Source organism: Galbitalea sp. SE-J8 (assembly GCF_030345695.1).
In the GTDB taxonomy this organism is placed as follows: domain Bacteria; phylum Actinomycetota; class Actinomycetes; order Actinomycetales; family Microbacteriaceae; genus JAUASV01.
Window position 1 is genome coordinate 1 of record NZ_JAUASV010000001.1, and the last position, 14,300, is coordinate 14,300.

Sequence of the window (14,300 nt, forward strand, 5' to 3'; positions counted from 1 at the left end):
TCGACGCGCTCGACATGGACTCCTTCGAGACCGAGCAGCAGGTCGCAGCCAGAACACGGGGAGGCAACAGAGCGCGCGTCAACGCACCCCGAACTACGGTGAGACACGTCGAGGTCCTCGGTCCGGAATCAGCGGTTGGCGCTACTGATCCTCGGAGACCTCGACCCCTACCCGCCGACCATCACCCAGCGAGCCCCACCCCCACCGAATGTCCGAAGAGCCCCTTATCGGGGAAGCGACACTGACGTCTACCTCGGACAGCGAGATCGTGATCCACGGCGCCGAAGCTGTGAATAACCCTCACCCAAGCGACGGGGTGCTCTTCGCCCTCTAGGGTCACGCCATGAACCTGGGTAACGCTGTGCGAACAGGCATGGTACCGATCTTCGCGTTGTTGGCCATCGTCGCTAGCCCGACACTGACCGCAGACGCTGCACCCCTAGCGCATATCAAAGGACACGTGCTCGACGAAAACGGTCGCCCCGTCAGCGGGCTGGTCATAAAGGTCACCTCGATGGCGGGCGACGCAGCGCTCTCGAAGGCGGAGCAAACCACCAGCACGGGCAGATATTCGGTGACGGTGCATCCGAATACCAAGTATGCAATCGCGTTCGTCAATGGGACCGGTGGTGGCAGCAGTACAGATGGCCGCCGTTACGACGAAAAGCGCGGGCATGTCGCCGTGGGCACGGGTGACTACCGGCTGGACAAGGAGGTCCACACGGCTACAACCAGCTCTACCGCGGTGATCAAGGGGTCGGTGCACAACGCCGCGGGCGCGCCGATTCGCATATTGGTGGAGGTGGAAGGCACTCGCGCCGACGGCTCGCGCTTCTACAAGCGAGTGAAGACAGCCGCGGACGGGAGCTATGCACTGACAGTCGCAGTCCGTCGGGTACACGCCGTTCGATTCACAGATGTAGGCAAGGGTGGGGTCGTGTACAAGAGCGCGAGCGGCCACGTTCGCGTTGGCACCAAGGACATACGCTTAAACAAGCGCCTTGAGGTTGACGATCAGCGGAACGACTAGGCAAAGCGGCTCTTCGTAGTTAGCGGTGTAGCTGTGGTGGGCGCGTCGGTGCCATGAGCGGGGTCGGGGTCTTCCGACGATGGAGGTTCCTAGGCCGTCCATCGGAAAGACCCCGACTTGGCTCACGCTACCTTCGGCCCTTGCTGACCTGACTATGTTCTGCCGTCTCGACGAGCTCGGGCTCGTCGCCGCGGGGCAGTCGATCGAGCCTCATCGGGTGGTGATCGAGTGCCGGGTCGTGGAACCGGATGACTTCTGCCGGGTCTGCGGTGCGCAGGGCGTGCCGCGCGGGACGGTGACCAGGCGCCTGGCGCACGAGCCGTTCGGGCATCGGCCGACGGTGCTGCTGGTGCGAGTGCGTCGTTACCGGTGCTCGGGCTGCGACCGGTTCTGGAAGCAGGACACCTCGCTGGCCGCGGCGCCGAAGGCGAGGCTCTCCCCGGGCGCGATCCAGTGGGCGCTGGAGGCGCTGGTCATCGATCACCTCACGATCAGCCGGGTCGCGGCCGGCCTCGGTGTCAGCTGGCACACCGCGAACACCGCGGTGTTGGACGAGGGGCGCCGGCTGCTGATCGGTGACCCGCACCGCTTCGACGGCGTCACGGTGATCGGCGTCGACGAGCACGCCTGGCGGCACACCCGGCTCGGCGATCGCTACGTGACCGTGATCATCGCCCTCACCCCGGTCAGAGAGCGTCGTGGTCCGGCCCGGCTGCTCGACATGGCCCCAGGCCGTTCCAAGGCCGTGTTCCGCACCTGGCTGGAGGCGCAGCCGCTGGCGTTCCGGGACGGCATCAAGGTGGTCGCGATGGATGGGTTCACCGGGTTCAAGACCGCCGCGGCCGAAGCCCTCCCTCCTGACAACGCGACCGACGCCGACGCGACCGGCCCGCCCGCTCGCCGACAGCCAGTTGGACGTGATCCTTCGGGATCCGGGTTACACCGGTGTCCTCCGCTTCAAGAGCAAGATCTCCCCCGGCGGCGCGAGCCCCTCATCTCCAGGGCGCTGTTCCTGTCGGTGCAAGACGTGCTCTCGGAGCGGGCGCGTCGCAGTCAACGAGACCGGGTGCATCACCACGCGTTCGAGGGGCTGCTCCGATGCCGACGCTGCGCGGAAGCGGGCCGATCCAGTCGCCTCGTGCTCACGGAAGCAAAGGGGAATGGCGCAAGCTATTGGTGCTTCATTTGCCGCGGTCGCCAAGAGCACGTGTGTGACCTCCCATCATTTCCGGTTGCCGAAGTGGAAGCCGCAATGGCCCGCAAAATGGCTGCACAGTCGATCCATCCGACGAAAAGAACAGGCTTCTCGACGATGTGCGAGCTACGGTCGACGGCTACTGGGAAGATGACCGTCAGGTTCGGGCCACGCTCGCCGCGCAGCGCACGAAGCTCGACAGCCAAGAAGAGCGTCTTCTCGATCTGGCTGCCGACGGCGGCCTGGGCTCGCCCCGACTCCGCTCTCGACTGGAGAAGATCTCCATCGAACGCGGAGCGATTCAGGCTCGCCTGAAGACCACTGACGCCGGGCTCAAAGCGATCTCGACCTATCTCGACCTGCTCGAGCACCCAGGCGACTTGTACGAGCGTGCCGATGACTGACTCGCCGCATACTCATCGAAGCCCTCTTCACTCACGTCGAGATGGACATGAAGGACCAGGTCAAAGCCAACGGGATAGCGCACGAGCACGTCCGCGAGCTACGCCTGCAAGCCCGCGGCGACAGCCCCACACGGGAAAGGCGCCCCCTCCGTAAGGAGAGGGCTCTGTCATCTTCTGATGGGCTCCGTGTCCCGTCTTCTCTTGGAGACGGTTTGAGTAAGCTTGAAATGGTCGAGGAACCCGCGAGGCAACCCGCTGGTCAAGGAGCCCGCGAGCGCAGCGAGTCGGCGTCTCGAGACCACACCCGCGCTCAACGCATCCGTGGTGGTCTCGAGACGCGAGCGACTACGTCGCGCGCTCCTCGACCAACGTGGGGCAGCGCCGACGTCGCACGCTCAGCGGCGGTGCGCGCGCTCGGCGGCGTCGACGACGTTCTTGAGCAGCAGTGCGCGCGTCATCGGGCCGACGCCGCCGGGGTTCGGGGAGAGCCAGCCGGCCACGTCCCACACGCCGGGGTCGACGTCGCCCGCGAGCTTCGCCCTGCCACTCTCCGTCGTGCCGACGCGCGTGACGCCGACGTCGAGCACGGCGGCTCCCGGCTTCACCCACTCGGGCTTCACGAGGTGCGGCACGCCGACGGCGGCGACCACGACATCCGCCCGCCGCACCTCCGCCGCGATGTCGGGCGTGCGGGAGTGCGTGAGCGTGACCGTCGCGTCGATGCCCTTCTGCGTGAGCAGCAGGCCGAGCGGGCGGCCGACCGTGAGGCCACGGCCGATGACGGTGACGTGCTTGCCGGCGAGCGGCACGTCGTAGCGCGTGAGCAGCTCGACGATGCCCGCGGGCGTGCAGGGCACTGGCGTTGCGAGGCCCCCGTTCACCCCGAGCACGAGCTCGCCGAGGTTCTGCGGGTGCAGGCCGTCGGCGTCCTTCGCGGGGTCGATCGCGAGCAGCGCCGCGTGCTCGTCGATGCCCGCGGGCAGCGGCAGCTGCACGATGTAGCCGGTGACCTCGGGGTCGGCGTTGAGCCGGGCGATCGCGCCGAACACCTCGTCGGGCGTCGCGGACGCCGCGAGGTCGACCCGGATCGAGCGGATGCCGACCTCGGCGCTGTCCCGGTGCTTGCCGCCGACGTAGCTGAGCGATCCGGGGTCGTCGCCGACGAGCAGCGTGCCGAGGCCGACGCCGCGACCGGCCGCGGCGAGCGCCGCGACGCGCTCGGCGAGCTCGGCCTTGATCGCGGACGCCGTGGCGACCCCGTCGAGACGGATGGCCGCGCCGTCCTGGGCCGGTCGAAGGGTCACGCTCAGGCCCAGGTCGTCGGGGACGTCAGTCCCTCGTACAGCGGGAAGCGGCCGGCGAGCTCGGCGACGCGGGCGCGCAGGGCCGGGATGTCGGCATCCGACCGCAGCGCGAGCGCGATGACGTCGGCGACCTCGGTGAACTCCGCGTCGCCGAAGCCGCGCGTCGCGAGCGCCGGCGTGCCGATGCGCACGCCCGACGTGACCATCGGCGGGCGCGGGTCGTTCGGCACGGCGTTCTTGTTCACCGTGATGCCGACCTCGTGCAGGCGGTCCTCCGCCTCCTTGCCGCTGAACTCCGACGTGCGCAGATCGACGAGCACGAGGTGCACCTCGGTGCCGCCGGTCAGCACGTCGATGCCCGCAGCCTTCGCGTCGGGCTGGGTCAACCGGGACGCGAGGATCGCGGCGCCGCGGAGCGTGCGCTCCTGGCGGTCGCGGAACTCCGGCTCGGCCGCGAGCTTGAACGCCGTCGCCTTCGCGGCGATCACGTGCATGAGCGGACCGCCCTGCTGACCGGGGAAGACGTTCGAGTTGATCTTCTTCGCGATGTCGGGGTCGTTCGTCAGGATGAAGCCGGAACGGGGTCCGCCGATCGTCTTGTGCACGGTCGACGACACCACGTGCGCGTGCGGCACGGGCGACGGGTGCAGGCCCGCGGCGACGAGTCCGGCGAAGTGGGCCATGTCGACCCAGAGCTTCGCCCCGACCTCGTCGGCGATCGCGCGGAACGCCGCGAAGTCGAGCTGGCGGGTGTAGGCCGACCAGCCGGCGATGAGCACGGCCGGCTTCACCTCGAGCGCCTTCTGGCGGACCTGCTCGAGGTCGATGCGCTCCGTCTCCGGGTCGAGGCCGTAGGCGTGCGCCTCGTAGAGCTTGCCGGAGAAGTTGAGCCTCATGCCGTGCGTCAGGTGGCCGCCGTGGGCGAGCTCGAGACCCAGGATGCGGTCGCCGGGCTGCGCGATCGCGCCGAGCACGGCCGCGTTCGCCGACGCGCCCGAGTGCGACTGCACGTTCGCGAACGCGGCGCCGAACAGGGACTTGGCGCGCTCGATCGCGAGGTTCTCGACGATGTCGACGAACTCGCATCCGCCGTAGTAGCGACGGCCCGGGTAGCCCTCGGCGTACTTGTTCGTCAGCACGCTGCCCTGCGCCTCGAGCACGGCACGCGGAACGAAGTTCTCGCTCGCGATCATCTCGAGGGTGGTGCGCTGACGGTCGAGCTCGAGGGCGAGGGCCTCGGCGACCTCCGGGTCGACGACCGCGAGCGGATCGGTGAACTGCGACATGGGGACTCCTCCACGGGTACGCACGAAACGGTATCCGCTCGGCCCAGGCGTGCGGCCGATAACGAGTGAGATCGCTCCCCGGTGGTCCCCCACCTGAACGCCAGTCGCGACCCGCTCACTCTACCGCGACCGCCCGGCGCGTGCGTCGCATCCGCGCGAGGATCGACGCGTCCCACACGACGACCAGAACGATGCCGAGCGCGATGATGCCGATCGACACTCCGGCGATCGCGGGAAGCCCGATGCCCGCGACGACGAGGCCGCCCACGACGGCGCCGCCGCCGATGCCGACGTTGAACGCCGTCGTCTGCAGCGCCGCCGCGAGGCTCCGCATCCGGAACGACGCGGTCCGCATCATCCGGGTCTGCAGCATCGCCGGGGCGCCGCCCCACGCGACGTTCATGAGCACGCCCGCGATCACGACGACGGATGCCGAGCCCGCCTGGGCCGCGAGCGCGAGGGCGCCGATCATCGCGATCACGCACGACATCGCGACGACGAAGGCGCGCCGCGGCGCGCGGTCGGTCACGAGTCCCGCGACCACGAGGCCGATCGCGCCGGCGCCGCCGAACAGGAACAGCACGAGGGCCTTCGAGTCCTCCGGGAAGCCCGCGACGTCGATGAGCCACGGCGCCTGATACGTCGTGAACGTGTTGAGGCCCGTGACGACCGCGAGGATCACGACGCAGAGCAGCACGATGCGCACGAGGCTCGCGTCGCGTCGCACGGGCAGCACGATCTCGCCCGTCGTCAGCGGCACCCGGTGGTCGATCGCGGGCAGGAAACGGATGACGAGCACCGCGAGCATGACGACCACCGCCGCGAACACGACGAACGCCATCCGCCAGCCGAGCGCCTGGCCGATGGCCGTGCCGACGGGCACGCCGAGCACGAACGCGGCCGAGCCGCCGCCGGCCGAGATGGCGGTCGCGCGGCCGAGCTGCTGCGGCGGCACGAGGTGCGCCGAGTACGCGGCCACGACGGCCCAGAACAGGCCGTGCGCGAGACCGCCGAGCACGCGGGCGCCGGCGAGCAGCTGGAACGTCGGCGCGAGCGCCGCGAGCACGTTGGCGAGCGCGATGACGAACAGCACGACGACGACGAGCCGCTTGCGGGAGAAGCGCCGGGTGAGGAGCGCGAGCGGGGTCGTCGCGACGACGACGGTGCCGGCGAAGATCGTGACGAGCTGGCCGACGACGGCCACGCTCGCGCCGAGGTCGCGCGCCATCTCGGGGATGAGCCCGGTGGGCAGGAACTCGCTCGAGACCGAGACGAAGATCGCGCCGCTCAGGGTGAGCAGGCCGATCCAGGGGAAGGCGGGGGCGGAGGAGGGCAACGGGGGTCCTGGGGAGGTGGAGATGGCTCGGACGCCGGCCGCGGGGTGACGCGTCTGCCGTCACCGCATCCGATCATACGGACGTCGCCGATAGCCTGGGGAGCGTGACCGACGCGCCATCCTCCACGACCTCCGCGGGGCACTGGATCCTCACGCTCGTCTGCGAGGACCGGCCCGGCATCGTGCACGCCATCAGCGGCGCGATCGTCGCGGCCGGGGGCAACATCACCGAGTCGCAGCAGTTCTCGAGCGACGAGACCGGCACCTTCTTCATGCGCCTGCAGGTCGAGACCGGCGCCGACCGGCAGACCTTCGAGAGCGAGCTCGCGCCGATCGTCGAGCGCTACGCGATGACGTCGACGCTCGACACCGTCGGCCGGCCGACGCGCACGCTCGTGCTCGTCTCGACCGCGGGGCACTGCCTCAACGACCTGCTCTACCGGCAGCGCGCCGGCCAGCTCGGCATCGAGGTGCCGCTCGTGCTGTCCAACCACGGGCAGCTCGCGCCGCTCGCCGACTTCTACGGCATCCCGTTCGAGCACCAGCCGGTGACGGATGCCGCGAGCAAGGCCGCCTTCGAGCGGCGCGTGCTCGAGGTGGTCGAGGCCCAGCGCATCGAGCTCGTCGTGCTCGCGCGCTACATGCAGATCCTGTCGCCCGGGCTGTGCGCCGCGCTCGAGGGGCGGGCGATCAACATCCACCACTCGTTCCTGCCGGGCTTCAAGGGCGCGAACCCGTACCGCCAGGCGCACGCGCGCGGCGTGAAGCTCATCGGCGCGACGGCCCACTTCGTCACGAGCGACCTCGACGAGGGGCCGATCATCGAGCAGAACGTCGTGCGCGTCGACCACTCGGCGTCGTGGCAGCGGCTGCGCGCGATCGGCCAGGACGAGGAGAGCCGTACGCTCACCCAGGCCGTGCAGTGGTTCAGCGAGGATCGCGTGCTCCTCGACGGCGCCCGCACGATCGTGTTCCGATGAGCGCGCTGTTCGCGGGCGGTCGCAAGATCGACGCCGCGGGGATCGTCGACGACTTCTGGATGCTCGTCGACGACGGCGTCATCGCCGCGACGGGCACGGGTCTGCCGCCGCGAGCCGACGAGACGGTCGACCTCGACGGCGACTGGCTCGCCCCGGGCTTCATCGACCTGCACTGTCACGGCGGGGCCGAGCACGCGTTCGAGTACGACACGCTGCTGCGGGATGCGGCGGCGATCTCCGCGGGCCTCGCGCCCCACCGCGCGGGCGGCACGACCCGGTCGGTGATCAGCCTCGTGACGGCGCCGCTCGTGCAGCTCGAGGCGTGCCTCGACACGGTCGCGTCGATCGCCGCGGACGACCCGCTCGTGCTCGGCGCGCACCTCGAGGGACCGTTCCTCGCGCACGACCGGCGCGGCGCGCACGATCCCGCGTTCCTGCGCGAGCCGAACGCCGAGATCGCCGACCGCCTGATCGACGCCGCGCGGGGCGCCCTCACGCAGGTCACGCTCGCGCCCGAGCTGCCGGGCGCTCTCCACCTCGTCGAGCGGTTCGTCGAGTCGGGCGCGACGGTCGCGGTCGGCCACACCGCCGCGGACTACGCGACGACGCGCGCCGCGTTCGACCGCGGGGCGCGGCTGCTGACGCACGCGTTCAACGCGATGCCCGACATCCAGCACCGTGCGCCCGGTCCCGTGGTCGCCGCGTTCGACGACGAGCGCGTCGCGCTCGAGCTCATCCTCGACGGGCACCACGTCGACCCGGGCGTCGCGCGGCTCGCGTTCGCGGCGTCCGGCGGACGCGTCGCCCTCGTGACGGATGCGATGGCCGCCGCCGGCGCCGCCGACGGGGACTACCGGCTCGGCCTGCTCAACGTGACCGTGCGCGACGGCGTCGCGATGCTGCGCGGCACGACGACGATCGCGGGGTCCACGCTCACGCTCGATGTCGCCCTCCGGGTCGCGATCACGCTGGCCGGCATCGACCCGGTCGCGGCGATCGCGGCGCTCACCGCCGTGCCGGCGCGCGCGCTCGGCCGCGACGACCTCGGCCTGCTCGCGGCCGGACGCGTCGCCGACGCCGTGCGCCTGGACGGCTCCTGGCACGTGCGCGGCGTGTGGGCCGACGGCCGCCGGATCAGCGGCTGAGCGCGGGAACCCCGGCGCGCGGCGGCTCGGCCTCGCCGATGCCGCGCTGCGTGGCGTCGGTGGCGAGCTGCGCGACGCGCGCCAGGCTCCCGGTCTCGGCGTAGCGCATCCGCTGCCAGTCCGCGCCCGAGCCGCGCGTCGCGATGCGGTCCACGCCCGCCGCGATGCGGTCCCGGTCCGCGGGCCCGACGGCCCCCGCGACCGTCGCGACGAGGTCCGCGAGCACGATCGACGCGTCGGCGGCCGCCCCCGTGATCGGGTGCACGAGCGCCGCGTGCACCCCGTAGCGCGCGGCCTGCCACGACGCCAGCCGCAGCGCCGAACCGGACACGGCCGGCGGCGGCACGCCGTTCCGCCACGAGGTCACCGCGTGCTCGACGAGCCCGCGCACGAGACCCGCGATGGTCACGGCGTCGTCCGCGTCGAGGCAGACGTCCGCGATGCGCACCTCGATCGTCGGGTGCGCGCGCGACAGGCGGGCGTCGAAGTAGAGCATGCCGGCGTCGAGCAGGGTGCCGGTCGCGAGCAGCTCGCGCTCCAGCCGGTCGAGCGCGTCGACGCTGCCGAGCACCTCGAGCGGACCCGACGACGGCCACATCGTCCAGGCGACCCGGCGGTAACTGGCGATGCCGGTGTCCGCGCCCCCCTCGAACGGCGAGTTCGCGCTGAGCGCGAGCAGCACCGGCAGCCAGACCCGGATGCGGTCCATGATCGCCACGCCCTCCTCGCGCGACTCGATCCGCACGTGCACGTGCATGCCGCAGGACAGGCTCCGCGCGGCGATGCGCCCGTAGCGCCGCATCATCTCCCCGTAGCGCGAGGTCGGCGTGAGGTGCGGCTGCACCGGCAGCGGGGACATGGCGAGCGCGGCGGCGCGCGCGCCCGCGGACCGGGCGGCCGCATCCGCTCGCCGTCGTCCGTCGCCGACGTGCGCGCGCACCTCGTCGAGGGTCGTGCACGGGCTCGTCGCGGCCTCGATCATCTCCTGCTGCAGCTCGAACTGCAGGGCCTCGTCGTCGCCCGGGTCCCCGTCGGCATCCGCGCTGCGCACGCGCAGGGACGCGGCGACCGGCTGCCCGCTCGACGGATCGAGCAGCAGGAACTCCTCTTCGACTCCCACGGTGCGCACAGCACGAGTATCGACCGGGACGGGCCTCCGTGTCCCGGATTTCCCCCGGATGCCCGGGTTTCGTCGCGCGCGCCCACCCGCCCGCGCGCCCACCCGGCCGCACGCACGCGACCTCAGCCGGCGGCGCGCGCCCGATGCCGCCGGGACAGCAGCGACACGAGCACGGATGCCGCCACCACCGACACCGCCGACCCGGCGAGCACGGCGAGGGTGCCCTCCGTCGCGAGCTCCTCCCGGCCGCGGAACGCCAGCTCGTTCATGAGCAGCGACACCGTGAACCCGATGCCGCCGAGGGCGCCGAGCGCCGCGAGCTCGAGCGGCGACGGCCCGCGCCAGCGGCGCTGCTCGACGACCGCGCCGACCCATCCGCCGATCCCGATGCCCACGATCTTGCCGACCGGCAGCGCCACGAGCACGGCCCAGAACACCGGGGAGAGCTGGCCCGGGCTGACCGCCGGGATCGCGACCGCCGCGGCCGCGAGCGCGAACAGCGGCAGCACGACGCCGTTCACCCACGGCTCGAGCGCGTGCCGCAGGCGCCCCCCGGATGCGACGGGCAGCGCGAGGCCGAGCGCGACGCCCGCGATCGTCGCATGCACGCCCGACTGCAGCACGAACCACCAGGCGAGACCGGCGAGCGCGACCGAGATCGGCTGCACCCAGAACTCGGGGATGCGCACGAGCACCCCGAAGCCGATGACGCACACGACCGCGAGCGCGAGCGACACGAGGTCGACGGCTGCCGTGAAGAACACGGCGATGAGCACGATCGCGATGAGGTCGTCGATGACCGCGAGCGCGAGCAGGAACACCCGAATGCGGCTCGGCAGACCGCGTCCGACGAGGGCGAGCACGCCGAGCGCGAACGCGACGTCCGTCGCGGTGGGGATCGGCCAGCCGGCGCCGAACCCGGCCGGGCCGGCGATCGCGAGGTAGACGAGCGCGGGCGTCGCGACACCGCACACCGCCGCGATGAGCGGACGCGCGGCCTTCGCCGGCGAGCTCAGCTCGCCGCGCGCGAGCTCGTGCTTCAGCTCGATGGCCGCGACGAGGAAGAATGCGGCGAGCAGCCCGTCGCTGATCCAGTGCTCGGTCGAGAGCTCGAGTCCCGGGACCGGACCCCACCGTGCGTGCAGCACGGCCGCGAACCCGGTCGCGAGCGGGGAGTTCGCGAGCGCGAGGCCCACGAGCGCGGCGGCGACGAGCACGACGGCCGCGAGCCGCTCGGACCGCAGCGCCGCCCCCATCCGTTGCACGCCCCCGAGCCTACGGCCCACCCCGCGCCCCAGCCCTCGCGCATGCCCCGCCGCCGCTCTCAGGCGCTTGCCAGACGCCGCATAGACACGCGGGGCTCGCGCTGCCCCATGCTGGTACCGACAGCTTTCGACCGACCGAGGATGACCCCGCGCCATGACCCGCACCGCACCGATCCGCTCCGCCGCCGTCGCCCTCGGCGCGCTCTCGCTCGCGGGGACGCTCGCCGGGTGCGCCACCGCCGTCGCGGGCGGCTCGGGCCCGGACACGGGCGGCACCGCCGGCACCGCCGAAACGGGCGGCGCCGCCGGCACCGGCGCGTCGGGCTCCTACCGGGACGGCGAGTACACCGCCGACGGCAGCTACCAGTCCCCCGGCGGCACCGAGACGATCACGGTCGACCTCACGCTCGCCGACGGCGTCGTGAGCGCCGTGACCGTGACCGGCGAGCCGTCCACCCCCGATGCCGAGCACTACCAGGGCCAGTTCGAGGCCGGGATCGACGCGCTCGTGGTCGGCAAGAGCCTCGACGACATCGCGGTGTCGAAGGTCGCGGGCAGCTCCCTCACGAGCGGCGGATTCGATGCGGCCATCGACGACATCAAGACCCAGGCCGCTGCCTGACGCCGCCGGTGCCGGCCCGACCGCCTGGCGGTTCGAGGCGATCGGCACGCTCTGGCAGATCGACACGGATGCGCCGCTCGCCCCCGCCGTGCGGCAGCGCGTGACCGAGCGCATCGCCGTCTACGACCGCGCCTGGTCCCGGTTCCGGGAGGACTCCCTCGTCGCGCGCATCGCGACGGCACCCGGATCGTACGCGCTGCCGGCCGAGGCGGGCGACCTGCTCGAGGTCTATCGGGCCCTGTACGCCGCGACCGACGGCGCGGTCTCGCCGCTCGTCGGACGCTCGCTCGAGGCCCTCGGCTACGACCGCGCGTACTCGCTGCGTCCGGGCGGCCCGCCGCTCGCCGCCCCGCGCTGGGAGGATGCCGTCGCCTGGGACGGCGCGACCCTCACGACCGTGCGGCCGACCCTGCTCGACGTCGGCGCCGCCGGCAAGGGGCAGCTCGTCGACCTCGTGCTCGATGAGCTCGCTCGGGCGGGCGTGACCGCTGCGATCGTGGATGCCGGGGGCGACATCCGGCGGCGAGGCTCCGGCCGCATCCGGGTCGGCCTCGAGCACCCCGGCGACGCGACGCGCGCCATCGGCGTCGTCGGGCTCGGCGACGAGGCGATCTGCGCGTCGGCGGGCAACCGGCGGCGCTGGGGCGCCGGGCTGCACCACGTGCTCGACGCGACGACCGGCCTGCCTGCCGCTCGCGTGCTCGCGACCTGGGCGATCGCGCCGACCGCGCTCGTCGCCGACGGTCTCGCGACCGCGCTGTTCTTCGCCGACGGGGGCACCCTGGACCGGCGCCTCGGCGGCGCGCTCGGGGAGTTCGCGTGGGTGCGCGTGCTCGCCGGCGGACGCCTCGAGGCGTCCGCCGACCTGCGCGACGGATCGAGGGGGGAGCTGTTCGCATGATGGCCGGGTTCGACGCCGTGCTGGGCCGCATCGGCGTGTACCGCCAGGTCGCGATCGTGCTCGGGGCGATCGCCGTCGTCGCGCTCGTGCTCGCCGCGACCGGGCAGCTCGCCTACGGCTGGCTGCAGCTGCTCGCGAGCCTCGCCGTCGCGCTCGTCGCGACGATCGGCTCCGCTCGGCTCATCGCGCTGCCGTTCCGGGCGCGTCCGCACCTCGACTCGAGCATCATCACGGCGCTGCTGCTGTTCTTCATCCTGCTGCCGACGGTCGACCCCGATCAGCTCGCGGTCGTCGCGCTCGCGGGGGTGATCGCGAGCGCCTCGAAGTTCCTCGTCGCCGCGCGCGGGCGTCACGTGCTGAACCCGGCCGCGACCGGCGCGCTCGTCGTGACGGTGACCGGACTCACCCCGAGCGGATGGTGGGTCGCGACGCCGTACCTGTTCCCGGTCGTCGCGCTCGGCGCGCTCGTCGTGCTGTGTCGCATCCGTCGGCTCGCGCTCGGCGCGGGGTTCGTCGTCGTGGCCGCGGGTCTCGAGCTCGTGCGCTTCCTGCCGGGCTCGCCCGCACCGGATGCGCTGGGCATCGTCTTCCTGTCGCTGCCGCTCGTGTTCTTCGCGGGCTTCATGCTCTCGGAGCCGCTCACGCTGCCGCCGCTGCGCTGGCAGCGGCTGCTCGTCGCGGTCGTCGTGGCGGCGCTGTTCGCGATCCCGTTCTCGCTCGGGCCGCTCCACTCGACGCCGCAGCTGGCCCTCGTCGTCGGCAACGTCATCGGCTTCGCGTTCGGCCAGCGCCGCGCCGTGCGGCTCGAGGTCGTGGAGCAGCGCGAGCTCGTGCCGGGCACGCGCGAGCTCGTGTTCCGGCCGGTCCGGCCGGTGCGCTTCCGCCCCGGGCAGTACGTCGAGCTCGACCTGCCGCACCGCGCGCCCGACGTGCGCGGCCGGCGCCGGGTGTTCAGCATCTCCTCCGCGCCCGCGGACGGCACGATCACCGTCGCCATGACGTATCGCGACCCGGTGTCGAGCTTCAAGCGGGCGCTGTTCGCCCTGGAACCGGGCGCGGTCGTGCGCGCGACGGGCGTCGCGGGCGACTTCGCGCTGCCGGCGGATGACACCCCGGTGCTGCTCGTCGCCGGCGGCATCGGCGTCACGCCCTTCGCGAGCCAGCTCGCCGCGCTGCCCCCGGGTCGCGACATCACGGTCGTCTACGCGGCGAGCGCCGCCGGACTCGCTTACCGCGAGGTGCTCGAGCGCAGCGGTGCGCGCGTCGTCGTCGTCGCGCCGGCCCAGCCCGAGGCGCTGCCGCCGGGCTGGGTCTACGCGGGCCCGGCCCGGCTCTCGCGCGCCACGCTCGCGGAGCACGTGCCGGATGCCGCACGCCGTCGCGCCTTCGTCTCCGGCCCGCCGTCGTTCGTCGCCGACGTGCGCCGCGAGCTCCGCGCGGTCGGCGTCCGCCGCATCACGACGGACGCCTTCACGGGCTACTGACCCGCGCCCGGCCCCCGCCCCCACCGGCACCGGCACCGGCACCGGCACCCGCATCGGCACCGGCACCGGCACCGGCATCGGCACCCAAAACGAAGGAGATCCGAGCCGGATCGCCGCCGAATCGCCCGCGGCGGCCCGCATCCGCCGGGATCTCCTTCGTTTTGGGAGCGCCACCGGTTTGGGATCTCCTTCGTTTTGGGAACGCCACCGGTTTGGGATCTCCTTCGT

At 72.3% G+C, this 14,300-nt stretch carries 11 protein-coding genes, 1 pseudogene and 1 riboswitch; of the genes and pseudogenes, 7 read left to right on the forward strand and 5 right to left on the reverse strand.

Going from position 1 to position 14,300, the window contains the following annotated elements:
• The first annotated feature begins 343 nt into the window (after positions 1–343).
• Both QT381_RS00005 and QT381_RS00010 read left to right on the forward strand, forming a co-directional pair.
• Entirely contained in the window at positions 344–1,030 is a 687-nt protein-coding gene (locus QT381_RS00005; RefSeq protein WP_289246502.1) for a hypothetical protein, read from the forward strand.
• 117 nt (positions 1,031–1,147) lie between these two features.
• Positions 1,148–1,886, forward strand: a pseudogene (locus tag QT381_RS00010) (ISL3 family transposase); the annotation flags it as partial.
• A 1,138-nt stretch (positions 1,887–3,024) separates the two neighbouring features.
• Here the strand turns inward: QT381_RS00010 and QT381_RS00015 are convergent.
• From QT381_RS00015 to QT381_RS00025, 3 genes are all read right to left on the reverse strand, one after another.
• Complete coding sequence (locus QT381_RS00015; RefSeq protein WP_289246503.1) at positions 3,025–3,933, reverse strand: bifunctional methylenetetrahydrofolate dehydrogenase/methenyltetrahydrofolate cyclohydrolase; 909 nt, start codon at positions 3,931–3,933, stop codon at positions 3,025–3,027.
• Between the two features lie 2 nt (positions 3,934–3,935).
• Entirely contained in the window at positions 3,936–5,219 is a 1,284-nt protein-coding gene (gene glyA, locus QT381_RS00020) for a serine hydroxymethyltransferase (protein ID WP_289246505.1), read from the reverse strand.
• A 34-nt stretch (positions 5,220–5,253) separates the two neighbouring features.
• A riboswitch (ZMP/ZTP riboswitch) is annotated at positions 5,254–5,337 on the reverse strand.
• The gene (locus tag QT381_RS00025; protein ID WP_289246506.1) at positions 5,335–6,555 is read right to left on the reverse strand and encodes an MFS transporter; all 1,221 of its coding nucleotides are present in this window, start codon (positions 6,553–6,555) and stop codon (positions 5,335–5,337) included. Its footprint overlaps the riboswitch before it by 3 nt.
• Positions 6,556–6,659: 104 nt before the next feature.
• Between QT381_RS00025 and purU the strand changes: the two genes are divergently transcribed.
• Complete coding sequence (gene purU / locus QT381_RS00030; protein ID WP_289246508.1) at positions 6,660–7,535, forward strand: formyltetrahydrofolate deformylase; 876 nt, start codon at positions 6,660–6,662, stop codon at positions 7,533–7,535.
• The gene (gene nagA / locus QT381_RS00035; RefSeq protein ID WP_289246510.1) at positions 7,532–8,680 is read left to right on the forward strand and encodes an N-acetylglucosamine-6-phosphate deacetylase; all 1,149 of its coding nucleotides are present in this window, start codon (positions 7,532–7,534) and stop codon (positions 8,678–8,680) included. The genes purU and nagA overlap by 4 nt, the downstream gene beginning before the upstream one ends.
• On the opposite strand, the gene QT381_RS00040 is transcribed toward nagA, so the two are convergent.
• Together QT381_RS00040 and QT381_RS00045 are read right to left on the reverse strand one after the other, a co-directional pair.
• Positions 8,670–9,809 (reverse strand): carboxylate-amine ligase, encoded by a 1,140-nt coding sequence (locus QT381_RS00040; protein WP_289246511.1) that lies wholly within the window; start codon positions 9,807–9,809, stop codon positions 8,670–8,672. The genes nagA and QT381_RS00040 overlap by 11 nt on opposite strands.
• A 113-nt stretch (positions 9,810–9,922) precedes the next feature.
• On the reverse strand, positions 9,923–11,056 hold the full coding sequence (locus QT381_RS00045; protein ID WP_289246854.1) for a Na+/H+ antiporter NhaA: 1,134 nt from the start codon (positions 11,054–11,056) through the stop codon (positions 9,923–9,925).
• Positions 11,057–11,219: 163 nt separating this feature from the next.
• Here QT381_RS00045 and QT381_RS00050 point away from each other — a divergent pair, with 163 nt between their 5' ends.
• Genes QT381_RS00050 through QT381_RS00060 form a run of 3 tightly spaced genes read left to right on the forward strand, consistent with a single transcriptional unit; the run spans position 11,220 to position 14,072 of the window.
• Positions 11,220–11,687, forward strand: coding sequence for a hypothetical protein (locus QT381_RS00050; RefSeq protein ID WP_289246512.1), 468 nt, complete (start codon positions 11,220–11,222; stop codon positions 11,685–11,687).
• Positions 11,647–12,588 carry an FAD:protein FMN transferase gene (locus QT381_RS00055; RefSeq protein WP_289246513.1) on the forward strand — a complete coding sequence of 314 codons (942 nt, stop codon included), beginning with the start codon at positions 11,647–11,649 and terminating at the stop codon, positions 12,586–12,588. Before QT381_RS00050 ends, QT381_RS00055 begins: the two co-directional genes overlap by 41 nt.
• Complete coding sequence (locus QT381_RS00060) at positions 12,585–14,072, forward strand: FAD-dependent oxidoreductase (RefSeq protein WP_289246514.1); 1,488 nt, start codon at positions 12,585–12,587, stop codon at positions 14,070–14,072. Before QT381_RS00055 ends, QT381_RS00060 begins: the two co-directional genes overlap by 4 nt.
• Positions 14,073–14,300: the final 228 nt, after the last annotated feature.